The organism is Neorhizobium sp. T7_12, from assembly GCF_002968535.1.
Classification (GTDB): Bacteria; Pseudomonadota; Alphaproteobacteria; order Rhizobiales; family Rhizobiaceae; genus Neorhizobium; species Neorhizobium tomejilense.
Window position 1 is genome coordinate 1 of sequence record NZ_PVBK01000012.1, and the last position, 24097, is coordinate 24097.

24 protein-coding genes are annotated in these 24097 nt (G+C 62.4%); 12 read left to right on the plus strand and 12 right to left on the minus strand.

What is annotated here, in order from left to right; all coding sequences use genetic code 11:
- Nucleotides 1–622 (minus strand): cyclase family protein (locus C5J26_RS22175; RefSeq protein ID WP_105403764.1); only part of this gene is annotated, 622 nt, incomplete at its 3' end.
- Nucleotides 623–1082: 460 nt separating this feature from the next.
- Between C5J26_RS22175 and C5J26_RS22180 the strand changes: the two genes are divergently transcribed.
- Nucleotides 1083–1598, plus strand: coding sequence for a MarR family winged helix-turn-helix transcriptional regulator (locus C5J26_RS22180; RefSeq protein WP_105403765.1), 516 nt, complete (start codon nucleotides 1083–1085; stop codon nucleotides 1596–1598).
- Nucleotides 1599–1616: 18 nt separating this feature from the next.
- Here C5J26_RS22180 and C5J26_RS22185 read toward each other — a convergent pair whose 3' ends face one another.
- Together C5J26_RS22185 and C5J26_RS22190 are read right to left on the minus strand one after the other, a co-directional pair.
- Complete coding sequence (locus tag C5J26_RS22185) at nucleotides 1617–2291, minus strand: amino acid ABC transporter permease (protein WP_105403766.1); 675 nt, start codon at nucleotides 2289–2291, stop codon at nucleotides 1617–1619.
- A 76-nt stretch (nucleotides 2292–2367) separates the two neighbouring features.
- Nucleotides 2368–3165 (minus strand): ABC transporter substrate-binding protein, encoded by a 798-nt coding sequence (locus C5J26_RS22190; protein ID WP_172746020.1) that lies wholly within the window; start codon nucleotides 3163–3165, stop codon nucleotides 2368–2370.
- A 371-nt stretch (nucleotides 3166–3536) separates the two neighbouring features.
- Between C5J26_RS22190 and C5J26_RS22195 the strand changes: the two genes are divergently transcribed.
- Complete coding sequence (locus C5J26_RS22195) at nucleotides 3537–4241, plus strand: hypothetical protein (protein WP_105403768.1); 705 nt, start codon at nucleotides 3537–3539, stop codon at nucleotides 4239–4241.
- Between the two features lie 16 nt (nucleotides 4242–4257).
- Here the strand turns inward: C5J26_RS22195 and C5J26_RS22200 are convergent, their stop codons facing one another.
- From C5J26_RS22200 to C5J26_RS22220, 5 genes are all read right to left on the minus strand, one after another.
- Complete coding sequence (locus tag C5J26_RS22200) at nucleotides 4258–5394, minus strand: alpha-hydroxy acid oxidase (RefSeq protein WP_206051212.1); 1137 nt, start codon at nucleotides 5392–5394, stop codon at nucleotides 4258–4260.
- A 38-nt stretch (nucleotides 5395–5432) separates the two neighbouring features.
- Nucleotides 5433–7310, minus strand: coding sequence for an ABC transporter ATP-binding protein (locus C5J26_RS22205; RefSeq protein WP_105403770.1), 1878 nt, complete (start codon nucleotides 7308–7310; stop codon nucleotides 5433–5435).
- A 1-nt stretch (nucleotide 7311) separates the two neighbouring features.
- Complete coding sequence (locus C5J26_RS22210) at nucleotides 7312–8187, minus strand: ABC transporter permease (RefSeq protein WP_105403771.1); 876 nt, start codon at nucleotides 8185–8187, stop codon at nucleotides 7312–7314.
- 1 nt (nucleotide 8188) lies between these two features.
- The gene (locus tag C5J26_RS22215; RefSeq protein ID WP_105403870.1) at nucleotides 8189–9205 is read right to left on the minus strand and encodes an ABC transporter permease; all 1017 of its coding nucleotides are present in this window, start codon (nucleotides 9203–9205) and stop codon (nucleotides 8189–8191) included.
- 76 nt (nucleotides 9206–9281) lie between these two features.
- Nucleotides 9282–10817 (minus strand): ABC transporter substrate-binding protein, encoded by a 1536-nt coding sequence (locus tag C5J26_RS22220; protein WP_105403772.1) that lies wholly within the window; start codon nucleotides 10815–10817, stop codon nucleotides 9282–9284.
- Between the two features lie 403 nt (nucleotides 10818–11220).
- On the opposite strand from C5J26_RS22220, the gene C5J26_RS22225 reads away from it, so the two are divergent.
- The 6 genes from C5J26_RS22225 (at nucleotide 11221) to C5J26_RS22250 (ending at nucleotide 16977) form a co-directional block, all read left to right on the plus strand.
- Complete coding sequence (locus tag C5J26_RS22225) at nucleotides 11221–11649, plus strand: hypothetical protein (protein ID WP_105403773.1); 429 nt, start codon at nucleotides 11221–11223, stop codon at nucleotides 11647–11649.
- Nucleotides 11650–11659: 10 nt separating this feature from the next.
- Nucleotides 11660–13273, plus strand: a complete 1614-nt coding sequence (locus C5J26_RS22230) for an AMP-binding protein (RefSeq protein ID WP_105403774.1) — start codon at nucleotides 11660–11662, stop codon at nucleotides 13271–13273.
- Between the two features lie 71 nt (nucleotides 13274–13344).
- Nucleotides 13345–13770: an organic hydroperoxide resistance protein gene (locus C5J26_RS22235; protein WP_105403775.1), complete on the plus strand. Its 426-nt coding sequence runs from the start codon at nucleotides 13345–13347 to the stop codon at nucleotides 13768–13770.
- Nucleotides 13770–14945 (plus strand): thiolase family protein, encoded by a 1176-nt coding sequence (locus C5J26_RS22240; RefSeq protein WP_105403776.1) that lies wholly within the window; start codon nucleotides 13770–13772, stop codon nucleotides 14943–14945. The genes C5J26_RS22235 and C5J26_RS22240 overlap by 1 nt, the downstream gene beginning before the upstream one ends.
- Nucleotides 14945–16189, plus strand: a complete 1245-nt coding sequence (locus C5J26_RS22245) for an SDR family NAD(P)-dependent oxidoreductase (protein WP_105403777.1) — start codon at nucleotides 14945–14947, stop codon at nucleotides 16187–16189. The genes C5J26_RS22240 and C5J26_RS22245 overlap by 1 nt, the downstream gene beginning before the upstream one ends.
- Nucleotides 16186–16977: a cyclase family protein gene (locus C5J26_RS22250; RefSeq protein ID WP_105403778.1), complete on the plus strand. Its 792-nt coding sequence runs from the start codon at nucleotides 16186–16188 to the stop codon at nucleotides 16975–16977. Before C5J26_RS22245 ends, C5J26_RS22250 begins: the two co-directional genes overlap by 4 nt.
- On the opposite strand, the gene C5J26_RS22255 is transcribed toward C5J26_RS22250, so the two are convergent.
- Nucleotides 16956–17498, minus strand: coding sequence for a winged helix DNA-binding protein (locus tag C5J26_RS22255; RefSeq protein WP_051903914.1), 543 nt, complete (start codon nucleotides 17496–17498; stop codon nucleotides 16956–16958). The genes C5J26_RS22250 and C5J26_RS22255 overlap by 22 nt on opposite strands.
- 98 nt (nucleotides 17499–17596) lie before the next feature.
- On the opposite strand from C5J26_RS22255, the gene C5J26_RS22260 reads away from it, so the two are divergent.
- A complete protein-coding gene (locus tag C5J26_RS22260) occupies nucleotides 17597–18403 on the plus strand; it encodes an aspartate/glutamate racemase family protein (protein WP_105403779.1) in 807 nt (268 codons plus the stop codon).
- 6 nt (nucleotides 18404–18409) lie between these two features.
- Here the strand turns inward: C5J26_RS22260 and C5J26_RS22265 are convergent, their stop codons facing one another.
- Both C5J26_RS22265 and C5J26_RS22270 read right to left on the minus strand, forming a co-directional pair.
- The gene (locus C5J26_RS22265) at nucleotides 18410–19336 is read right to left on the minus strand and encodes an NADP-dependent oxidoreductase (protein ID WP_105403780.1); all 927 of its coding nucleotides are present in this window, start codon (nucleotides 19334–19336) and stop codon (nucleotides 18410–18412) included.
- A 28-nt stretch (nucleotides 19337–19364) separates the two neighbouring features.
- Nucleotides 19365–20120 carry an HpcH/HpaI aldolase/citrate lyase family protein gene (locus C5J26_RS22270; RefSeq protein ID WP_105403871.1) on the minus strand — a complete coding sequence of 252 codons (756 nt, stop codon included), beginning with the start codon at nucleotides 20118–20120 and terminating at the stop codon, nucleotides 19365–19367.
- A gap of 194 nt (nucleotides 20121–20314) precedes the next feature.
- On the opposite strand from C5J26_RS22270, the gene C5J26_RS22275 reads away from it, so the two are divergent.
- The 3 genes from C5J26_RS22275 to C5J26_RS22285 are packed head-to-tail and all read left to right on the plus strand — an operon-like array spanning nucleotide 20315 to nucleotide 22619.
- The gene (locus tag C5J26_RS22275; protein ID WP_105403781.1) at nucleotides 20315–21022 is read left to right on the plus strand and encodes a GntR family transcriptional regulator; all 708 of its coding nucleotides are present in this window, start codon (nucleotides 20315–20317) and stop codon (nucleotides 21020–21022) included.
- Entirely contained in the window at nucleotides 21019–22113 is a 1095-nt protein-coding gene (locus C5J26_RS22280) for an LLM class flavin-dependent oxidoreductase (protein WP_105403782.1), read from the plus strand. Before C5J26_RS22275 ends, C5J26_RS22280 begins: the two co-directional genes overlap by 4 nt.
- On the plus strand, nucleotides 22110–22619 hold the full coding sequence (locus C5J26_RS22285; RefSeq protein ID WP_105403783.1) for a flavin reductase: 510 nt from the start codon (nucleotides 22110–22112) through the stop codon (nucleotides 22617–22619). The genes C5J26_RS22280 and C5J26_RS22285 overlap by 4 nt, the downstream gene beginning before the upstream one ends.
- A gap of 41 nt (nucleotides 22620–22660) precedes the next feature.
- Here C5J26_RS22285 and C5J26_RS22290 read toward each other — a convergent pair whose 3' ends face one another.
- Nucleotides 22661–23938: a cysteine desulfurase-like protein gene (locus tag C5J26_RS22290; RefSeq protein WP_105403784.1), complete on the minus strand. Its 1278-nt coding sequence runs from the start codon at nucleotides 23936–23938 to the stop codon at nucleotides 22661–22663.
- Nucleotides 23939–24097 lie beyond the last annotated feature (159 nt).

Here is a 24097-nt window from a genome sequence, read left to right on the forward strand (position 1 = left end):
AGGGTGGGTTCATGCCGCCGGCCGAACCGGCGTCGGTGCCGATGGTTTCCTGACCCCAGCCGATAATGTCCTTCGAAATCAGGTATTGGATTGCTTCGGCGGTCGGGCCGGGAGAGTGCGGACCGTTTTCGTCTGCATTCAGGAAGGTTTCGGTGGCGCCGTTACGCTTGTACCAGTCGGAGCGCATCAGCACCCAGCTGCCGGCTTCGATCGCGCCGTTCTCGGCTTCCCATTCCTTGATGCTGTCGACGGTGAGCAGATAATCCGGGTTTTCGGCGGCTTCCCTGGAACGGTCGATGACATTGACCGGCGCCACGAAATTCTGCGGCGGAATGGTGTCGGTCGTGTTGTTCGGTTTGTCCTTGCCGGTGATCCAATGACAGGGCGCATCGAAATGGGTGCCGGTGTGCTCGCCGAGCTCCAGCCAGTTCCAGGCCCAGAACGGACCATCCTCGTTGTATTCGGAGATCGTATGGACGGCGACCTTGGGCGTGTTCTTGCCGAACTGCGGCGGCAGGTAGAGAACGGGGGTATCCGGCCCGAGCGGCGCCGTCAGGTCCACGACCTTGACCGAGCCGGAGAGAAGAGCGGAAGCGAGACTGGTGAGCGTGCTGGAAGACATGGTGTCGGGTTCCCCTTGAATGACCGGTTTCGTTAAGCCGGGCAGCAGCCGGTTTTCCTCTCCGGATGCCGCTAACCGATGAGGGAGCCTATTGCAGAAAATATGAGGATGCAAGCAATCGAGCGAGGCTGCGTCGAGCAAATTTCCGTGGCGCATCCTCGATCAAAAACCGCAGGTTTCCATAGGAAGCAGCTTGTTTCTGACTTCACAGAGGGCAAGTTCGAGCGGCAATTCGCCTGCCGGCAAATTGCCCATCCATGCTCCTCTCGTGAGAAAGTATATGCATATGGATGAATAATAGGACCGAGTGAGGGCGCCTTTTGACCCGGCGGTGATCGGGGGGCGGCGATAAAGGGCTTGCGAGCGGCATCCGTCAGCGGGGCAATCGCAGCCTGCGAACCTTTGACATTTCAAATATCTGCTTCTAGACGGTGGATCGGCTACAGAGGCAACATTCGGAATGGCAGAAGCGGAAGCGATCGACGTCGATCTGGAGATCATCGTCCAGGGCGCCCACGGGCGGTCGAAGCCCGAGCTGCGCCTGTGGCTGCGGATGCTGTCGACGACCAAGCTGATCAGCCAGGAAATCCGCCGCCGGCTGCGTGCCGAGTTCGGCGCGACGCTGCCGCAGTTCGACCTGATGGCGCAGCTTTATCGCGAGAAGGACGGGCTTCGCCTCGGCGAACTTTCCAAGCGCACCATGGTCACCAACGGCAATGTCACAGGGCTCGTCGAGAGGCTGGAAGCGGACGGTTACGTCCAGCGGGTGACACCGCAGGGCGACCGCCGGGTGACGGTCGCCAAACTCACCGAGGCGGGTGCGACGCTGTTTGCGGCGATGGCCGCGGCGCATGAAGGCTGGCTGCAGGACATGATGGCCGATATAGACCCGCATGCTGTTGCTGCGCTCTGGTCGGAGATCGGCACGGTCAAGGCTTCCGCCAACAACCACCTCTCCGGCGGCGCCTTCGAATAGGCCTCGCCTTCTCCGGCGTCAGCGCTTCTTTTCCTTGTTGAACCTCTGTTCCAGGAGATTGACCAGCCTCACCATCGGCCAGAGGAAGGCGATGTAGATCAGCGCAGCCCCGATCAGCGGCGTCGGGTTGGCGTAGAGCGCCTGCGCGTCCGTCGCCTCCTTGAGAAGTTCCGGCAGCGCGACCGTGGAGGCAAGCGACGTATCCTTGAACATCGAGACGCAGTTGTTGGTCATCGGCGGAATGACGATGCGGATCGCCTGTGGCAGCACGACCTTGCGCAGCGTGACGAAGAAGGGCAGTCCGAGGGCCGCCGCCGCCTCGAACTGACCGCGGGGGATGCCCTCGATGCCGGAGCGAAAGATTTCAGCCGAATAGGCGGCCATGACGATCGAGAAGGCAAGGCCGGCGGACGTCCAGGACGACAGGCGGATGCCGACGAACGGCAGCGCGTAGTAGATGAGGATCAGCACCACCAGCATCGGCGCCGCGCGGAAGATGTCGATGTAGAAAACCGCCAGATACCGCACCGGCTTCGGTCCGTAGAGGCGCAGGAGCGCGATCACCAGGCCGATCGGAATGCCGATGCCGATGCCCGCCACGCCGAGCAGGAAGGTATTGATCAGTCCGCGCAGCAGCGCCGGAAACGCGTCGCCGAGAACCCCGAGGTTGAAGAATGTGTCGAGGAGGGTCATTTCCTGGTGCCTCTAAGCTCACGAAAAAGCCGGCCGTCGCCGGCCGGCATGATTGGGTGCGATATCGATAGCCGGCTCAGGGCTTCGGCAGCGGCTGCTCGACGGCGGAGGCGGAACCGGCGGCCGGATCGGAGCCGAACCACTTCTTGTGGATCGCGGCCAGCGTGCCGTCCTTCTTCATCGCGGTGATCGCGTCGTTCGCCTTGGCGAGCAGCGGATGGTCCTTGGTCATCATCAGGCCGTATTGTTCGCCGGTCTTGATGCGCACCTTCACGGCAAGATCCTTCATCTTGAGGAAGGCGTATTCCATGCCCGGGACGTCACTGACGGCCACGTCGGCACGGCCGGAGGAGAGATCCATCAGCAGATCCTGCTGGGCGTTGTAGCTCTTGATGTCGGTGATACCGTATTTTTCCTTGTTGTCCTTGGCCCACTTGTCGCCCGTGGAGCCGGCCAGGACCCCTACCACCTTGCCCTTCAAGTCTTCGACCTTGGACACGGTCGCTTCCTTGCGGGTGGCGATGCCCATGTCGGCGTCATAATAGGCCTGCGTGAAGGACTGGCTGCCGAGACGCTCCTTGGTGATGGTGATCGAGGAGATCGCCACATCGATACGCTTGGAGGAGGTGGCGGCGAACAGAGCCTGGAAGCCGAGGTCGGAAATCTCGACCGTCATGCCGAGGCGCTTGGCGACTTCGTTGACGATGTCGACTTCGAAACCCTCGAAAATACCCGTCGCCGTCTTGTATTCGAAGGGCGGGTTGCTCGGATAGGAGCCAACGGCAAGCGCTGCGGCGGAGGCCAGACCGGCGCTTGCGACGGACAGGGCAGCAGCACCCGCGAGGCCGAAAAAGGCGCGGCGGAAAAGGCTCATGGTCATGATTGCGTTCCCTCTGTTTTGGTGACCGGCGGGCGTTTTTTCTGCCGGATCGGATGCGAAATTGTTCTTGATGGCCGGCAGGTGGAGCGATGTGACGCGAGCCCTCTCCCAAGAGCTGTCCGGCGGCGTCCCTATCCTCTTCAACGCGCGTGAGAGCGGATCGTGATCGAAAATCCAGCAAGATTCAAGCGGAAAGATTGAAGCTTAAATCATGTCCGGACGGCTCGTTTTGGGCAGGTAAAAGGCTCGAAAAATAGTTTAGGTCTAAACTTGTTTTTCGCCGCCGGCGGTTCGATAGTGGACCACCAACGGGGAACAGAGGCCGCCCGCAATCGTTGCGGCCCATAGAAACAGGAAGCCGAGCCATGCGTTTTGCCTATTTCGCCTTTTTCGAGAATGTCGATGGAAGCCAGCTCGCCGTGAGCAAGGCGGACGTCGAGACCGTCGCTGAAATTATCAAGCTGACGCCCGGGCTGACCACCGCCAATCTCTACACGCCTGAAGTCACCAGGGACATGTACAACAAGGACGAGCAGTCGCCGATCTTCGGCATGCAGCTCTATTTCAACGAGCTGAGCGAGCTCGAGGATGCGATGGCGCCGGCCGGCCACCTGCATCAGCTTGCGGCATCCGGCGTGCTGTCGAGCATTCGCGGCGCCAGGGGCACGCAGCAGGCCATGTATTCGCGGCACTTCCCGGTCGACGACGCCAAGCTCGATATAGAAAAGAACGGCAATCCCTGTTCCTACGTGGTGCACTATACCGGTCCGGCCGAAGACCTGAACGTCTGGATGCACCACTATGTCAGCCATCACCCGCAGGTGATGCGCACCTTCCCGGGGATCCGCAAGATCGAGGTCCTGTCGCGGGTCGACTGGTGCGGGTTCCTTCCCTGGGAGCGGGTCAACCACATGCAGCGCAATCGGGTGATGTTCGACAGCCCGGCCGCACTGCAGGCGGCGCTGCAGTCGCCGGCGCGGATCGCCATGCGCGAGGATTTCAAGACCTTCCCGCCCTTCGAAGGCGGCAATTCCCACTTCCCGATGGAAACGCAGATCATCGTCCCCTGATGGACGGTGAGGCCGCTCAGAGCTTTATATGGTCGCGGTCGAGATCGGTGACCGAGCGGCAGCCTAGAAGCGCCATGGTACGGCGGGTCTCTTCTTCGAGGATGGTGATGGCGCGAGCCGCACCCGCCTCGCCGCCGGCTGCGAGACCATAAAGTGTCGCGCGGCCGGTCATCACCGCATCTGCTCCGAGCGCCAGGGCCTTGACGAGGTCGGTGCCACGACGGAAACCGCTGTCGGCGAGGATGGTGATCCTGCCTTTCAGCTTGCTGGCGATCTTCGGCAGGATGGTGATCGGCGAAGGCGCACCGTCGAGCTGGCGTCCGCCGTGATTGCTGACGACGATGCCATCTGCGCCCGCGTCGACGGCCAGTTCGGCATCGCGCAATGTCATGATGCCCTTGATGATCAGCGGGCGCTTCCAGATTTTCCGCAGGTGGCGGATGTAGCTCCAGTGAAGGTCCGGCTCCACCTGTTCGCGCGACCAGATGGCCGTGCGGGCGAAGGTCTGCTGGTCGGTGGGCAGGAAATCGAGCAGGTTTCCGAAGGGCGGGATCCCACGCGCCATGACCGACAGCGCCCAGCGCGGATGGCAAAGCATATCCAGCTTGTGGCGGAAGGTCGGGTCCATGCCGGAGCGATAATTGCGGCGATCCCATTCGCGATTGCCGAATGTGGCCGCGTCGGTCGTCACCATCAGCGCCTGGCAGCCAGCTCTTTCGGCGCGGCCGACCAGTTCGTCCATGAAGGTCTGGGAGCGGAAGACATAAAGCTGCATCCAGTGGGAGAGGTTGGGGATGCCGGAAAGTTCCTCGATCCGCATGTTGGAGACGGTGCTCTGGGTGAAGGCCACACCCGCCTTGGCGGCGGCTTCAGCCAGCAGCCGGTCTCCCTGATACTGAAAGAGGCCATTGAACCCCGTCGGCGCGATGATGAAGGGCAGCCGCATCTTCCGGCCGAAGATCGTGGTCGAAAGATCGGGCACGCCGACACCGGTCAGCGTCGAGGGGCGGAACTCGATTTCCGAGAAGATTTCGAGGTTGCGGCGGAGCGTCCATTCGTCCTCGGCGCCGCCCTCGAGATATTCCAGCACGAAGGCAGGCAGGCGGCTGTGTGCCATGGCCTGGAGGTCGGCGATCGTGACGGCGCGGCTCACGTCCCGGCCGCTATAATATCTCCGTCCGGCGCTCGCCATTATTCGACCTGATAGCCGGCTTCCGCCAGCACCGGCGACCATTCGGCATTGACGTCGTCCGGCGGCACGGCGGCGAGCAGGCTGCGGGTATAGGCGTGTTTCGGGTCGGCAAACACCGTTTCCGTTCGGCCGCTTTCCACCACCTCGCCGCGATACATGACCATCACCCGGTCGCAGAGATAACGGACGACCGAAAGGTCGTGGCTGATGAACAGCATCGAGAAGCCGTGTTCGTCGCGCAGTTTCAGCAGAAGGTCGAGAAGCTGAGCTTGAACCGAGACATCGAGGCCGGAGACGATCTCGTCGGCGACGAGGATGCGCGGCAGGGTGCAAAGCGCGCGGGCGATGTTGACGCGCTGCTTCTGTCCCCCCGAAAGCTGGGAGGGGAAGCGCATCGCGGCATCCGGGGGCAGGCCGATTTCCTTGAGAAGCTCGGCGGCGCGGTCCATGCGCTCGCGGGTGCTGTTGTGCAATCCGCTCGCCTCGTTCGCCTGGGTGACGATGCTGCCGATCCGCCGGCGCGGGTTGAGCGCCGATTGCGGATCCTGGAATACCATCTGGATATAGTCGCGGCGATAGGCCCTGTCGGCATTGCCGTTTGCAGTGACGTCTCGGCCGGCGAGCGTGATCTTGCCATCGGTCGGCGTATCGAGGCCCACGACGAGGCGGGCGAGCGAACTCTTGCCGCTGCCGCTTTCACCGACGATGCCGACGAATTCGCCCTCGCCGAGCGCAAAATCGACGCTGTTGACGGCCTTGAAGCTGCTGCGCTTGGCGAACGGGCTCCAGGCGGTGGTATAGGCCTTGGTAAGCTTCTCACCGTTGAGATGGATCTTGGCCGAGGCGATCTCGCGGCCAGGCGCCAGCGGTGGCGGCACGATGTCCGGCGTCTTTTCGGTGCGGATGCAGGCGGCGATATGGTTCGGGCCGATATCGGCCAGCGGCGGCTCGGCCCGGGTGCAGGCCTCGATCGCGTTCGGACAGCGCGAGGCAAAACGGCAGCCCTTCAACTCCTTCAGCACCCGCAGGCCCGGCATCCGCTCGGGAAGGATGAAGAGGCCGCGGCGCGGGCCGGTAATGGTCGGATTGGCGAGCTGCAGGCAACGCGTATAGGGATGGGCCGGAGCCGAGAACAGCTGTTTTGCCGGGCCGCGCTCCGCGGGCCGACCGGCATAGAGCACCATGATCTCATCGCTGATCTGCGAAGCGAGGCGCAGGTCGTGGGTGATGAAGATCACCGCCGTGCCGTCGCGCTTCTGCATTTCGGCGATCAGCTTGACGATGCGGGCCTGGATCGTCACGTCGAGCGCGGTGGTCGGTTCGTCGGCGATCAAGAGACGCGGGCGGCTGGCAAAGGCCATGGCGATCAGGATGCGCTGGCACATGCCGCCGGAGAGCTGGTGCGGGTATTTTTCGAGCAGCGCCGCGCCATGCGGCAGATGGACGGATTCGAACTCCTTCAGAGCCCGTTCGCGCCAGTTTTCACCGGGGGCAAGGCCGATCCGCAGAAGGTGTTCCTTGATCTGCTGGCCGACCGTCAGCACCGGGTTGAGGCCGGAAAGCGGCTCCTGCGGGATGAAGGCGATGTCGCGGCCGAGCAGGTTGCGGCGACGTTCCGGCAACATGCTCACCAAGTCCTCGCCATCGAAGGCGAGCGTGCCCTTGGTGACCGCAAAACCCTTCGGCAGATATTGCGAAATGGTGCGGCCGATCATCGACTTGCCGGCGCCGGATTCGCCGACCAGGCCGAGGATCTTGCCGGGCTCCAGCGAGAAGTTGAGATCGGTGAGGACGGGGAAGTTTTCCTTGGCTCCTACCGATTCGACGCAGAGATTTCGCGCGGAAAGGATGGGATTCTTGGGCGAGGAAATGGCCATGTCAGGTGCGCTCCGTCTGGGTCAGGCGCGTGTCGAGGGTGCGGCGCAGGCCGTCGCCCAGAATATTGAAACCGAAGACCGCGAAGAAGATCGCGAAGATCGGCGCGATCAGGTTGAACGGCGCCTCGTAGATGTTCTGGCGCGCGTCGGCGATCATCTGGCCCCAGGCCGCCGTCTCCGAGCCGACGCTCATGCCGACGAAGGAGAGGATCGCCTCGACGATGATGGCGACGCCCATTTCGAGGCTCATCAGTGTGATGAGCAGCGGCAGGGTACCGGGCAGGATTTCGCGGGTTATGGTGCGCCAGTGCGAGAAGCCGATGAGCTGTGCGGCGGAGACGTAGTCTCGCCGGCGCAGGACGATGACCTCGCTTCGCAGCACCCGACAGAAGCGGGTCCAGTCGACCAGGATGATGGCGAGCACGACGTTGCGCAGTCCGGTGCCGAGGCCGACCATCAGGATCAGGGATAGAATGACCGGCGGGAAGGAGAGCCAGATTTCGACGATGCGGCCGATCACCCAATCGACCCAGCCGCCGAAATAACCGGCGACATGGGCGAAGAAGGCGCCGATGATCATCGCGCCGATCGAGGCTGTAAACGCCACGGTGAGCGCCACGCGGGCGCCAAAAATCAGCCGGGACAAGACGCAGCGGCCGAGGCTGTCGGTGCCGAGCGGAAACATCGCATCGCCGCCATCGGCCCAGACGGGCGGCGTCAGGATCGACAGCAGGTTCTGCTCGTTCGGATCGTTGGGCGCCAGGTAGGGCGCAAAGATCGCACAGACGGCCAGAATGAAGATGATGACGAGGCCCGTCTGGACGCGGCCGGATTTCAGCCAGAGCGGAAGCGGTCGCCCCTTCGCATATCGTAGCATGTCAACGCACCCTCAGTTTAGGGTTGAGGATCAGGTAGAGGCTGTCGACCACGATGCTGATCACCAGAACGGCGACGCAATAGGTGAGCCCTGCGCCCTGGATGATCGGCAGGTCGGCGTTGCGGATCGCATCGACCATCAGGTTGCCCATGCCCGGATAGGAATAGATGATTTCGACCAGCAGGGTGCCGCCGAACAGGAAGCCGAACTGCACGCCCATCAGGCTCAGCGTCGGCAGGATGGCGTTCTTCAGGCCGTGGCGGATCAGGATGCGCTTTTCGGAAAGCCCGCGCAGGCGCGCCTGCTGGATGTAGTCGTCCTGATAGGCATCGAGCAGGCTCGAGCGCAGCACGCGCATGAGCGACGGAGACAGCGCGATGCCGAGTGCAAGGCACGGCAGGATCATGTGTTGGAGCGCATTGAGGAAGGTCGGGATATTGCCGGTGATCAGGCTATCGAGCAGCAGGAAACCGGTGACGAGCGGGCGCTCGAAACCGGGGCTGAGGCGGCCGGTGAAGGGCAGGACCTCGAAAAAGGCGCCGAATATCAGGAGCAGGAACAGGCTCCAGAGGAATTCCGGAAGCGAGAGCAGCAGGATGGAAACAAAATCCATCACCGCTTCGGCGCGGGTGCCGCGCACGTAGAACAGGAAGAGGCCGCCCGCGAGGCCGAAGACGGTTGCGACCATCATGGCGATGACGGCAAGCTCGATAGTGGCGGGCAAAGTCGAACCGATCAGGCTCGTCACATCCTGGCGGAAATGGATGGAGCGGCCGATATCGCCGTGGAAGAGCTTGTTCAGCCAGATGCCATATTGCTGATAGAGCGGCAGGTTGAGCCCCATTTCCGCGCGCATGGCCTCGACTTCCTGGACCGTCGCATTGGGCGGCAGGGACATGGCGGCCGGATCGACCGGCAGGATGCGCAGGATGCAGAAGAGAAGCGCGGAAACAAGCAGCAGGATCGGTATCGCAGTGAGAACACGCTTTACCAAGAGCTTGGCAATGGTCGCAAACATGCGCATGCCCCGTATGACGACGTGAAGGAATGGGTCCGGGCGTACCCGGACCCCTGGATGGCGAGGTCAGCCGGTATCAGGACCAGGACATGGTACTGCCCAGGACCCAGGCATTGCCGTACTTGACGTAGTTCAGGCTCTTCTTGCGCACCAGCGTCTGGACGCTCTGCAGGATCGGGATGTTGGCGCCGGTCTCGACAGCTTCCTGTGCGACGGCCTTATAGCCGGCGATGCGCTTCTCGTAGACCGGCTCGACAAACAGTTTCAGGATCTTGTCGCCGATCTCCGGACCCTTCCAGGCGCCGAACGGCATTTTCGGGTTCATCAGATAACCGGAGAAGATCTCCGGGTCGCCGGTGGCGTTGTCGAAGCTGTAGAGGGTCGCTTCCGGCAACTGGCCGCCGCGGTTCAGTTCGAAATATTTGGAATATTCGATCTGCTGCAGTTCGACCTTCAGGCCGACCTTCTGCCACATCTGCACCAGCGCCCGGGCAATATCGAAATCGCTCGGGAACTGGCCGTTGGTGGCGGCAAGCGTGAAGGTCGCCGGCTTGTCAGCCGAATAACCCGCATCGGCCAGAAGCTTCTTCGACAGTTCCGGATCGTAGGCGAACTTGTAGTCGGGCAGGTAGCCCGGCGTGCCGGGCGTGGCCGGTACGGAGAGCGGCACGGCCGCGCCGCCGTAAAAGGCCTTGGAGAGCGCTGCCTTGTCGATCGCGTGATGGGCTGCAAGACGGACGGCCATGTCCGTAAATCCCTTGTCATTGCGCATCTGCAAAAGGATCAGGCGGGTGAAGGGGTTGATTTCGGCAGTCAGGCCTTCGGTCTTGCCGAGGCGCTCGGCTTCACGCACCGGAATATTGACGGTCAAGTCCACCTGGCCGGACTGGATGGCCGCAGTGCGCGCCGACGGGTCCTTGATGATGTCGATGGTGACGCGCTTGATCTTCGGCTTGGTGCCGAAATAGGCGTCGTTGCGCTCCAGCACGATACGGGAATTCATCTGGTAGTCGACGAGCTTGTAGGGGCCGGTACCGACCGGCTTCTTGGCGAATTCTTCCGGGCCGACGGATTCGATATACTTCTTCGGCACCAGATAGCTGCCGAGAAAAGCCAGCCACTGCGGCGCGGTCGGGGTCGGGGCGGAGAACTTCATGACGCCGGATGTCGGCGACAGGATCTCGATGTCGGTAAGCGTGCGCCAGGAATTGGCGATGTCGAGTTTCAGGCCGGATTTGATGCGGTCGACGAAGGTATATTTGAAGTCCTCTATCGTCATCGGATCGCCATTGTGGAACTTCACGTCGCTGCGGATCTCGAACGGCATCGAAAGACCGTCCGGCTTCAGTTCCCACTTGGTGATGAGGTTGCCGATGAGCTTCAGGTCCGGCGACTGATCGAGCGGCTGGTCGAAGACCATCTTGAAGAGCGGCTGCGCATCCGGGACGAAGCGCAGGTTCGGGTCCCAGGACGGCACGTCGGACGGCCAGCCGATGGTGACGCTGTCGGTATCTGCAGCGAAGGCGATTGTGGCCTGCGAGAGCACGGAGCCGCTGACCGCGGCAAGGCCGAGCATCTGCAGGAGATTTCTGCGGTCGATTTCAAAAGTCATGACGATCCCTCTGGTTTGCCCGTCGATCGCGACCGACGGACCTGCGGCGGTTGGTGAAACGCAAGCCTGCAATCCTGCCAGGGGCTTCGGTTTTTTCTTCTGACCCGCCTTTTGCGGTTGTCCCCTTAACAATTGAGGGGATCGTAGAACGAGGTATAAATTACTTCAAGCCTAAAATTTCCGATCGTCAGAAATTGAGAATCCCGTCGACTTCTGCGTGTAGAAGGCCGGAAATGTCGGGTTTTCCTCAGCCTGCAGGTTGAGAACGTGACGAGTGGCGATCGCCAAAGCGGCCGCCGAAGGCCGAGGACACAAAAATCCATTGACGTTCTTTCCAATTATTTTATGCTTAAAATGTCTTTTAGAAAAATGACGGCTCGATGCGACTGAAAGAGGGACGCTCATGATTGATCCGCATTGTCATTCCAGCAGCATCATGGTGGAGCGCCCGGCGGCGGTCGCGTTCGAACTGATGTCGGACGGGCTGAAACAGGGCCAGTGGGCGTGGGGCAGCCTCAACCGAACAGAGGTCGAGCCCGGCCTCTTCGTCGGCGCCTCGACCTTCACGGGAAAACAGACATTCGTGCGGCTCCATGTCGACCGCGACCGCTTCCAGGTGGATTACGAAGTCGGCGCGGCCAAGGACGCCATGCAGTTCCGCAATATGTCTCGCGTCATCCCGGGCGAACTCCTGCGCATGGGGCCGGACAGGTGCGTGGTGACGCTGCTGACATGGCGGCTGGAGACGCAGACGGATGCGGAATGGGTCCAGTTCGGCACGATCCACGAGGCCGAGATGTTCCTGATCAAGGGTATCCTGGAGCGGGCATAAGGACAGAGCCATGCATTCTCCCTATCTCCTATTCGAGAACCAGGCGCTGAAAAACCCGGATGCGCCGATGCTGGTGGCGCCGGCCAGTGCCAAGCTGCCTTATGCGTCCGAGGGTTTTCGCTACAGCTACGGCGAGGTTTTCGCCCGTGTCGGCCTTCTGAAGCAGAAGTTCGCGGCGGCAGGATATGGGATCGGGGCTCGCGTCGCCCTTCTCCTCGAAAATCGTCCGGAATTCTTCGACTACTGGCTGGCGCTGAACGCGATCGGCGCCTCGATCGTGCCGATCAATCCCGACCTGCGTCGCGACGAATTGCTCTTCCAGCTCGACATGGCCGAGGCTCCGTTGATGGTCGTCATCCGCGAGCGGCTGGATGATCTGCGGGATATCTCGCCCGGCAAGGTGACAGTGATCGCTGCCGGCGACGACATTACGCCTTCGCCGGAAACACGCGAGGCGCGGCCCGGGGGGCCGGATGCCGAGTGCGCGCTGCTGTTCACCTCCGGCAGCACCGGCAAGCCCAAGGGTTGTATTCTCTCGAACGTCTATTTTATCGGCATCGCCGAATGGTACACGACGCAGGGCGGCATCGCCGAGATGGGCGAGGGAACCGAGGTGGCGCTGACGCCGCTGCCAATGTTCCACATGAACGCGCTCGGCTGCACGGCGGTCGGCATGATCATGAAGGGCGGCGCGATCGTGCCCCTCGACCGGTTCCATTCAAGCAGCTGGTGGGCATCGATCGCCGATTCCGGCGCGACGATCATCCATTGCCTCGGCGTCATCCCAGCGATCCTGCTGCAGCTCCCGACCGTCGAAGCGGAGCGGGCGCACAAGGTGAAGTTTGCTTTGGGACCAGGCGTCGATGCCCGTCACAAGATCGAATTCGAGGCGCGCTACGGCATTCCGATCGTCGAAGCCTGGGCGATGACCGAAACCGGCGGCCGGGCCGTAACCACCACCGCGGCGGACGACTATACGCCGGGCCTGCGCTGTATCGGGCGGCCGCGTGCCGGCATGGATTTCCGCATCGTTGATGATGCGGGGAATGATGCGGAGCTCGGCAAGCCGGGTGAATTGCTGGTGCGTGCCCAAGCCGCGAACCCGCGCGACGGTTTCTTCAGCGGCTACCTCAACGATGAAAAGGCGACCGAAGAGGCTTGGGAGGGTGGCTGGTTCCATACCGGCGACGTCGTTTATGCCGACGAAAAGGGACTTCTCTATTTCTTCGACCGCAAGAAGAGCATCGTGCGGCGCAGCGGCGAGAATATCGCGGTGCTGGAAGTGGAAGCGGCGCTTGCCAAGGATCCGGCGGTCAAGGCATCCGCGGTGACGCCGGTGCCGGACGACCTGCGCGGCGAGGAAGTTTTTGCCTTCATCGTTGAAAGCGAGACCGCCGGAGCGGGCGAACCGGCCGAAAAGGCGAAGCGGATCATCGAGGCTGCAGGCGCTCATATCGCCTATCACAAACTTCCAGGCTACGTCGTCTTCATCGACAGGCTGCCGGTAAGCTCGACCCAGAAGCTGCAGCGCGGCGAGATCAAGACGATGGCGGCAAAGGCTGTCGAGGACGGTTCGGCGATCGACCTCAGGAAGCTGAAGGCATCGATCCGCAAAACGGGATGAACTCCCTTACGGTTCCTCATCGGTTCTGATATAGAATAAATCACAGCTTAAATTACACTATGGAGGCATGCATGACCCCGGAAAAGATCCTCTATGAGACCTCGGTTACCGCGCATGGCGGCCGGGAAGGAAAGGCGCAGAGCACCGACGGCAGTTTCGCGGTCAATCTTTCGGTGCCGAAAGGGCTCGGCGGCCCAGGGGGCGAGGGGACCAATCCGGAGCAGCTTTTCGCCGCCGGTTATGCGGCATGCTTCCTCGGCGCAGTGAAACTCGTGGCGCGAACCAGCAAGATCGCGCTGCCGGACGACGTCTCGATCACCGCCAAGGTCGGCATCGGCCCGGTGCCGGTCGGTTATGCGCTGGCGATCGAGCTGGTGGCGTCCTTGCCCGGCATGGAGCGCGCAGTCGCGGAAGAGATCGTCGCCGGTGCGCACGAACGCTGCCCCTATTCCAATGCGACGCGCGGCAATGTCGACGTCAAACTGACGGTGGCCTGATGGTCTTGTCCCGGGCGCGGCGATCCTACGACGGCGTGGTTCTGGCGGTACCGGTGACGGTGCCCTACCAGCGCTATTCCATCGAGACCGCGCATTGGTGGATGGGCAAGGCACTCAGGGCACTGGCGGAGGGCGCCGGCATCAGCCACCGGGATTTCGATGGCTTTTCGGTCGCGAGCTTCACGATGGGGCCGGACGTCGCAGTCGGTCTCACCCAGCATTTCGGGCTGTCGCCGCGCCATATCGACCATGTGCCGATGGGTGGCGCTGCGGGCATCGTCTCGCTGCGCCGCGCGGCGCGGGCGGTGCAGGCGGGCGACGCGGATATCGTCGCCTGCGTTGCGGCCGACACCAACCAGGTCGATACGTTCCGCAAGACACTCGCCAACTTCTCCCGCTTTGCGCAGGATGCTGCCTATCCCTATGGCGCGGGTGGCCCCAATGCGAGTTTCGCGTTGATCGCACGCCACTACATGGATCGCTACGGTGCAACTCGGGAAGACTTCGGCAAACTTTGTGTCGCCCAGCGCGCCAACGCGCTCAAAAACCCGGATGCGCTGATGAAGAAGCCGCTGACGCTCGAGCAATATATGTCGGCCCGGCCGATCGCCGAGCCGTTCCATCTGTTCGATTGCGTCATGCCCTGCGCCGGTGCGGAAGCCTTTCTGGTGATGCGCGAGGAGACGGCCGCTTCGCTCGGGCTTCCCTTTGTCCGGCTGCTGTCGGCGATCGAGCGGCACAATGCGTTTGCCGAGGATCCGGTGCAGGTGCGCGGCGGCTGGGTGGTCGATCGCGACGAGCTTTACGGCATGGCCGGTTCGAAGCCGGACGACATGAATTTCGTCCAGACCTATGACGACTACGCAGTGATCTCAATGATGCAGTTCGAGGATCTGGGTTTCTGCGCCAAAGGTGAGGGGCCGGATTTCGTGCGGCAGAATACATTCACGATCGACGGGTCGTTTCCGCACAATACGTCCGGCGGCCAGCTTTCGGTCGGCCAGGCGGGTGCCGCGGGCGGGCATCTCGGGCTTACCGAAGCGATGCGCCAGCTTTTGGGGACAGCGGAAGGCAGGCAGGTCGAGGACGCGAAACTCGGGCTGGTTTCAGGTTTCGGCATGATCAACTACGACCGTGGGCTCGCCTCTGCGGCCGCCATTCTGGCGAGGGCGTGATGACCGAACCCTTCCTCAAACTGAGGCGAAAGAACCCACTCGCCCGCACCACTCAACCGCTGCTGCCTCCCTCGGCCCGCAGCCGCAAGGCGCACGGGCTGACACTCGCCGCCGCGACCGGTCGCTTTATGCTGCAACGCTGCGGCGAATGCGGGCGCTACGCCTATCCGGCCCGCGAAGCCTGCCCGAACTGCCTTTCGTCCGACCTGACATTCAAGGACGCGCCGGCCGGCGGATCGCTGCTGTCGGAAACGCGGATCGAGGTCACCAGCGATCCCTATTTTCGCGAGCACATGCCCTGGCGCACCGGACTGGTTCAGCTCGATTGCGGGCCGATTGTCGTCGTGCATCTGCATGGCGATTGCGGCGGACCCGGTAGTCGGCTCAAGCTTTCCTTGCAGCTGGACCAGGCCGGACAGGCCGCGTTCTTTGCCAAGCCCCTTTCGGAGACGCCGCACATGGAAGACGATCCTCAATGGCGCGAGATGAGCGCCGATCCAAAGCACCGTCGGGTCTTGATCACCGATGGACGCAGCCCGCTTGCATTGCCGCTGGCGCAGGCTCTCCGGAAAGCGGGAGCGGCCAAGATTTTTGTGGGCATGAGAGATCGCTGGAAACCTTTCGACCAGCAGGCGTTGCTGGAGGCGATCGAAGGCGTCGAAATCGTCGATCTCGACCTTACCAGCGAACGTTCGGTGCAGGAGCTGGCGATGGATATCGGCGCCAAGGTGGAGATCCTGATCAACACTGCCGATCACGTCCGGCCGGTGCATCTCTTCCATGCGGGCGCGGTCAACATAGCGCGCGAGGCGATGGATCATACCGTGATGGGATTGATGCGTCTTGCTCAGGCTTTTGGGCCGGTGATGCGTTCGCGCGGCGCCGACGGTGCGGCTGGGGCCGTTGCCTGGGTCAACGTGCTCTCGGTTCACGGGCTCAGCAATGCGCCGCAGTTCGGCGTCCATTCCGCCGCGCATGCCGCGTGCCTGTCGCTGTCGCAATGGCTGCGGACCGAACTCAGGCCGGGCGGTATCCGGGTCATCAATGCATTCACCGGGCCGCTCGATACCGAATGGTTCCAGACGGTGCCGCCGCCTAAGGTGGCGCCAAAGGCCGTAGCCGATGCCGTTCTCGACGGATTGAAGCGCGGGCTCGAAGACATTTACGTCGGCGATGTCGCCAAGGATATCGAGGCGCGGCTGTACGACAATCCGAAGGCCGTCGAGCGGGAGGCCGGCCAATGAGCGGCGATATTCTGGGAAAATTCGCGGGGGCATTGGCGAGCGGCGCGGTCCGCGTCGTCGATCTCACCCACACGCTGTCGCCCGATTTCCCGGTCATCGTCATGCCGCCGGAACTGGGGCAATCCGCGCCATTCCGGATGGAGCGGATTTCGCGCTACGACGGCGGCGGGCCGGCCTGGTATTGGAACAATCTTTCCTTCGGCGAACATACGGGCACGCATTTCGATGCACCAATCCATTGGTATACGGGCCGTGACCTGCCGCTCAATTCCGTCGATACGCTGCCGCCGGCCGACATGATTGCGCCGGCCTGCGTCATCGACTGCTCGCAGCAGGCGGCCGAGGATGCGGATTTCCTGCTGACGGTTGCCGATGTCGTGAAGTGGGAAGAACAGCACGGCCGCATTCCGGCGCGATCCTGGGCCTTCCTGCGCACGGACTGGTCGAAGAAGTCAGGCGCCGCCTATGCCAATCTGCAAGCAGATGGCGCCCACACGCCTGGACCGGATGCGGAAGTCATGCGCTTTCTGGTCGAGGAGCGGGATATCATCGGCTTCGGCGCCGAGACGATCGGCACGGACGCCGGCCAGGCGGGACATTTCTCGCCGCCCTATCCGGCGCACCATTACCTGCATGGCGCTGGCCGTTACGGGCTGCAATGCCTTACCAATCTCGACCAGCTGCCGCCGACCGGCGCGATGATCGTTGCAGCGCCGCTCAAGATCCAGAACGGTTCGGGCAGCCCCTTGCGCGTTCTGGCGCTCGTTCAGGAACGCTCCACCAAATGAGATCCGCTCGCCACCCGCCGGGCGGCGGTGTCGTAGAAGCTCGTCAGCAATTCCAGCATTTCGGTCGCCTCGCCGAGCCCCTGTTCCGCGTGATCCATCTTCTGGATCAGCGAGACGAGAAGCTGCCGGCGCAGAGCCCGATAATCCTGTGTGAGCTTGGTGCCCTTGCGGGTCGGCGTGTAGAGCGTGTCCTTGCGGGACCGGCCCTTGACCCGCTCGATGAGCTGCAGGGTCTGCAGCTTCTTGATCGCATATTGAATGTTGGCGGTGTCGTCGCGGCCGAGCAGCCTTGATATTTCTCCGAGCCCTTTTGGCTTGTTGCGATAACGGATCGTGTGCAGGATGGCGGTGTCGAGGCCGCTCAGGCCCGCGCCGGCAAGCTCGCTTGAACTTTCCGACTGCCACCGCAGGAAGGCAGCGGAAATTCGCCAGAGCGACCATTCGAACTCGGTCAGCGCTGCTTCCGACATTTCGACGGTCGTATCGCTCAGCGGGTTTTCAGGCGTGGTCGACACGGTCATGCGGCTCTCCGGGCGGTTTCTGTGCCCGGAGTAAAGCCTTAAATTGGGGTTTTGACGAGTGCGAATCGCACCCGGAAAATGAACGAAACGAGGGGAACATGCGCATCTTCTGGCAGAGCTTCATCGATGCCACTGCAAGCGCCGCCTATATGACGCGGCTCTCGGACTACCTGAACGGCATTGCCGAGCCGGGCACGACAGTCGACGTCTTCGGCATCAGCCCGCCGGACCGTCATTTCGGGCGGCTGGCGGAGTTCCGCTGCGCGGCGATCGCCATCGACAACGGACTGGAGGCCGCAAGCCGCGGATATGACGCGGTCGTCATCGGCCACTTTCAGGATCCCGGCCTTTACGAACTCAAGTCGGCGCTGAGCATTCCGGTGATCGGTGCCGGCGAGGTCTGCATGCATTACGCCGCGCGGCTCGGCCGGCGCATGGCATTGGTCACCCTCGATGACGTGTTCCAGACCTGGCATTACGAGCAGGCCGATCTCTACGGCCTCGGCGGTCGGGTGAAGCACGTCGCCGGCATGAACTGCGAACCGTCGGATTTCAGCGCGGCCTTTGCGGGTGACGACGATGCGCGGCGGCGGATGCTCGCCAGTTTCACCGCCTGCGCCGAGCCGCTGGTGCGCGATGGCGCCGATGTCGTGGTGCCGGCAGGCGTGCTGCCGGGCCTGCTGGTCGGTGGAGAATACGGGTTCAAAATCCTGCATGCGCCGGTCGTCAACACGGCGGCGGTGGCGCTGAAGAGCGCCGAGATGGATGTGCGGCTGCAGAAGATCAGCGGGATCGAGGTGAGCCGCGGGCCGTTTTGCGCGCTCGCCAACGCGCATGCGATCGAGGATTTCCGGACTTTCGTCGCCAACGGCCGTCAGGCGCCGCTGTTTCCGACCGGCACTTGAGAAACGTTACATCGTCAGCATCAGGCGCCCGCGCGAGATGGCGCCCTTTTCCATCAGACGATGGGCTTCGGCTGCCTCCGACAAGGGCATGGTGCGGGCCACCTGGGGCTTGAGGAGGCCGGCGCCCGCGAGGCCCATCATCGCTTCAAGCGCCGACTTGTCGTCGGTGATCATTGCGCGGGTTACCTTGACGCCGAATTCCTCGCCGCGGTCCCTGATCGGGTCGGCGACCAGCCAGACCATGTGGCCGCCCTTTTTCAGCACCTTGTAGGACTTGTCGTGGACTTCGCCGCCCATCAATTCGAAGACGATGTCCTGATCGGTGAGGAGCTCGGAAAAGTCCTCCTCGTCATAGGCGACGACGCGGTCGGCGCCGAGGCCGAGGACATAATCGCGGTTGGTCGAGCGGCAGGTGGCGGTGACATGGGCGCCGAGATGGTGGCAGAGTTGGACCAGCAATCCGCCGACCGCACCGGACCCGGAATGCACGAGAACCTTGTCGCCGGATTTGACTTCGGCAGTCCGTACCGCGATCCAGGTGCTCAAGCCGGCATTGGTCAGCGCCACCGCATCGACGGTCGAGAGGCTGTCCGGAATTTTGACAGCATGCTTTTCATCGACGGCGATCATTTCCGCATACCCGCCCTGGGCGAAAACGCCGGCCATGACCGCTGCCCGGTCTCCCACCTCGAATTCCGTGACGCCGTCGCCGACGGAAACCACCGTGCCGCCGCCGTCGCGGCCGGGCACGCTTGGCATCGGCAAGGTGAAATGGCTTTGCAGATGTCCGGCGCGGAGCTTCCAGTCGAAAGGCGTGACGCTGGCGGCCTCGAGCTTCACCAGGATCTGGCCCGGTCCGGCGACCGGATCGGGCAGGTCGACATAGTGCATCACATCGGCCGGGCCGTGTTCGCTGTACTGGATGGCTTTCACGTCGTCACTCCTGGAAAATCGATGCAGCTTATGCGGAGCGTGCGGCGGCGACGTCGGCTGCGATGCCGGCGCCGAGAAACCTCGTATCGCTTGAAAGTAGATAGAAGCTGATGCCGGCCTCCGACCATTTTCCGACGTCATCGGCGGAGGGGCGGAAGATGCCGACGGCCTTGCCCGCCTTGCGGGCAGCCTTGGTGATCGTCAGAATGGCCGCATCCAGCTTCTCGGCTCCATCCGGCCCTATCGCGCCGATCGAGACGGAGAGGTCGCCGGGGCCGATGAAGACCACGTCGACGCCCTCGACGGCGACGATTTCCTCGGCATTGGCGAGCCCTTCGGCGGTCTCGATCTGGATTGCGAGGACGAGGCTTTCGTTCGCCGATTTCAGATAGTCGGGAATGCGGTAGCCGTAGCCCGCAGCGCGTCCAGGGCCGACGCCGCGTTCGCCGATCGGCGGATAGCGGGTCGCCAGAACGGCGGCCTTGGCCTGGGCGGCGGTCGAGACCCGCGGCACCAGCACGCCGGCAGCTCCGGCGTCGAGCACGCTGGCTATCGATTCCGGGGCGTGGCCCGGAACGCGCACCATGGCGGGCACGCGATGGACATCCGAGGCACGGACGAGGTTTTCGATCAGCTCGCGGCCGATCTGAGCATGCTCGGCGTCGATGCAGATGAAGTCGAGGCCGCTCGCAGCAGTCACCTCGATTGCGACCGGATGCGGGATCGCCGCGAATGTGCCGATGACGCGCTCATGGCCAATACATTTCCTGCGGAAGTCGCTCATCGGGATGCCTTGTGAAATCTGCTGCAACGGCTTTTGAACTGCGCCAAATTAAAATTTAAGCCTAAAATTCCTGAGGCCGCAAGTGAATTAAACTGTATACTGAAAATGATATGATTTAGGGCGATGAGGCGCAATATAAGATAACTCGCTTGATATTCGACAAAATCAGTATACGGTTTCGATAGGAGATTTCGATGTTGAAGCCGAGCGACAATCTGGTGGATGCAATCTATGCCGATCTGCGGCTGAAGCTGCAGCGGAGTGCCGTTTCGCCTACCGATCGCCTGGTGGATACCGAAATCGCCAATGCCCACGGCATTTCCCGCATGCCGGCGCGCGAGGCGCTGCTTCGGTTGGTTTCCGAAGGTTATCTGGTCGGCACGACGCGCGGCTTTGCGGTGCGGGAATTGTCGCTGGACGACATTTCCGGGCTTTTCGAGGTGCGCCGCCAGCTAGAGCCGCGTGCCGCGGCCTGTGCCGCCCGCGACATGACGCCGGAGATCGAGGCGGAGATCACGGCGGCGATGAACCGGGTGGAGCTGGCGCTGGGTGCAAGCGATATTCCAGCCCTGCTGGCGGCCAATGTCGATTTCCGCAATGCGTGGCTGAAGGCAGTCAACAACCCGCATATGGCGGCGACGATTTCCCGCTTCATCGATTATTTCCAGTCGGTGCGGCTCGGCACGTTCGCCGATCCGGCTACGGCCGGCCTTTATATCGATGGCCTTTCCCGCATTCATGCCGCCTTCCTCGCGCACGATCCGCTGATGGTCCAGGACCGCATGACGCTTTTCATGTTCGCGGCGGAGGAGGCCTATCTCTCCGTCCGGCGGCGCCAGTTGCAGGAGGCGGAGACCGCGCGTCCCGCCCGCAGAAGAATACAAAAGAGAGGAACAGCATGATCAAGCCGCATCCGCTGAAAGGCCCAAGCAGACTGAAACTCGGCGTCTTTTCGCCGAATGCGGACGGTGGGCTTGCGATCACCGACGTGCCGGAACGCTGGCAGGCCCGATGGGAAGACAATCTCAATGCAGTCCAGATCGCCGATCGCGGCGGGCTCGATTTCTTCCTGCCGATCGCCCGCTGGAAAGGTTTCGGCGGCAAGAACCGGGTGCGCGAATGGTCGTTCGAGACCTTCACCTGGGCGGCCGGCCTTGCTTCCGTCACGGAACGGATCGGGCTGTTCATGACGGTGCATGTGCCGCTCCTGCACCCCCTTTATGCGGCAAAGGCGCTGGCCACCGTCGATCATATCAGCGGCGGCCGGGCGGGCCTCAATATCGTCTGCGGCTGGAACCCCAAGGAATTCGGCATGTTCGGCGTGCCGCTGGTCGAGAAGGGGTATGACCAGGCCGACGAATGGCTGGAGATCATGGAGCGGGCCTATACGTCGGATGCGCCATTCGACTATGACGGCGCCTATTACAAGCTCAAGGACGTCGTCAGCCGACCGGCCAGCCTGCAATCACCGCGGCCGGTCACCATGAACGCTGCCTTCGGCGGGCCGGGCCGGGATTTCGCGGCCAAGAACTGCGAATACCTGTTCACCACCTTCACCGAGATCTCGGAGGCCGGGAAACACGTGGAGGACATCAAGAGCCGGGCGGACAAGCTCGGGCGCGATGTCGGCGCCTATACGGTCTGCCACGTGGTCTGCCGCGAGAGCCAGCAGGAGGCCGAGGATTATTACGAACGGTACGCGGTGACGATGGCCGATCACGCCGCGGTCGATGCGCATATGGCCGGCAAGAAGGAATTCACCCAGTCGCACGACAAAAGTGCTTACGATCTTTATCGAAAGCGGTTTGCAGGCGGGGCCGGCGGTTATCCGCTGATCGGCACACCGGAAAAGATCGTCGAAGACATGATCGCGATCGCCGAACAGGGGTATTCCGGCATTGCCATGTCTTTCGTAAACTACACCTATGAGCTGCCTTTCTTCTGCGATCGCGTCATGCCTTTGTTAAGAAAAGCGGGGCTGAGGGTCGAATGACGATAAATATTCAAAGCGACGAGGTGGACGCGACGCGGCTCGCCTTCCGGGAAGGCATGGCGCAGCTGGCGGCGGCGGTGAACATCGTCACGACAGACGGCCCGGGCGGTCTTGCGGGCTTCACGGCGTCGGCCGTCTGCAGCGTGACGGACCGGCCGCCGACGCTGCTCGTCTGCCTCAACCGGTCGAGTTCGGTCGCCGGCATGTTCGAGAAAAACCGTGTGCTCTGCGTCAATACGCTGGCTGCAGGCCACGAGCCGATGTCGAGGCTGTTCGGCGGTTCGACGCCGCAGGATGACCGGTTTGCGGTGGGCGATTGGGTGCTCGCCGCGACGGGATCGCCGCGGCTGACCGATGCGGTCGTGTCGTTTGATTGCGAAGTGGAAAATGTAGTCGAGAGCGGCACGCATCACGTGCTGTTCTGCCGGGTGGTCGGGATCGCCCACGGCCCGGAGGACGAAGAGGCGCTCGTCTATTTCCGGCGCCGCTATCATCATCTCAAGTGAGCTGAAGCCTCCGCGAGCGTGTGCCCGCGGAGGCTCTCGCTTTATCTGGCCTTGGCGATGATCTCGCCGAGCACCGTGTCGAAGCGGTCGATCTCTTCCACCTTGTTGTAGTGGACCATGGAGACCCGCATGCAGCCTGTCTCCATGGTCAGGCCGAGGCGCTTCATCAGCCGCGGCGCGAACATGTGGCCGTCGCGGCTGCCGATGCTGTTCTTGCCGAGCTCGGTCGAGAGAAATTGCGGCGTCAGGCCCGGAATGTTGAAGCAGATCGTCGGAACCCGCTTTTCCACCTGGGCTTCGTCGGAGACGCCGTAGATCGTCGCGCCGTGCTTCTTCAAGACCGACAGCATCTTCTTCGACAGCGTCTGCTCGTAGGCGCGGATGGCGCCCATGGCAGCGGCAAGTGCATCTCGGCGCGAATGTTCGCCGTCGGGAAGGAACCTGCGGCCGAGGTCTTCGAGATAAAGCACGGCAGCATTCATGCCGGCGACGTTCTCGTAAGTGAAGGTGCCGACCTCGATCTTGTAAGGCGGCACGTCCGGAATGAAGTCCTCCTTGAAGGTCGGTAGCTTGACCAGCGCGTCATAACGGCCCCAGAGGAAGCCCATATGCGGCGAAAAATTCTTGTAGCCGGAGCAGACGAGATAGTCGCAGTCCCAGGCCTGAACGTCGATCAGCGCGTGCGGGCCGTAATGCACGCAGTCGAGGAAGACCTCGGCGCCGGCCGCATGCGCCAGCTTGCCGACGGTTGCCACGTCGACGATCGTGCCGATCGAATGGGCGGTCACCGTGCAGGCGACCAGGCGGGTCTTGTCATTCAGGAGCGGCTTCAGGTCGTCGGTATGCAGCATGCCGTCTTCGCGCATCTTCCACCAGACGATCTTGGCGCCGTCGGCCTCCAGCGCCATCCAGGTGGCGATGTCGGCGTCATGGTCCATGTCGGTGACGATGATCTCGTTGCGCTCCTGCAGCATCTTGGCGATGCCGAGGCTGACGAGGCGGATGAATGAGGTGGCGTTGAGGCCGAAGGAGATTTCCTCCGGACGGTAGGCATTGACCAGCAGGCCGACCGAGACGCGGGCTTCGGCAATGGTGCGGTCGACGCCCTGGCTGTGGAGATAGGGCGCCATGCGCTGCACGTTGCAGTCTACGAGATGGGCCGCGACCGCATCGACGACGGCCTGGGGAACCTGGGCACCGCCGGCATTTTCGAAGAAGATGAAGTCCTTGTATTTCTGAAGGGCCGGAAATTTCAGCCTCAGCTCATCGACCGGAAAAGCCTTGGCGAGATTGTCGCCTGCCGTGACATGCGTGTTCATGGATTTCTCCCAGGTGTCGTATTCATCGATGAAGAGGGGATGCAGGTGACAACGAACTTCCCCCTGTCTATGTTGGGCCTGTTGCCGAATGAGCATTTGATCAAACTCTCAAATGTTCTATTGTGCCATTGGCATTTGATCAAGGGGAATCGCGTCGGG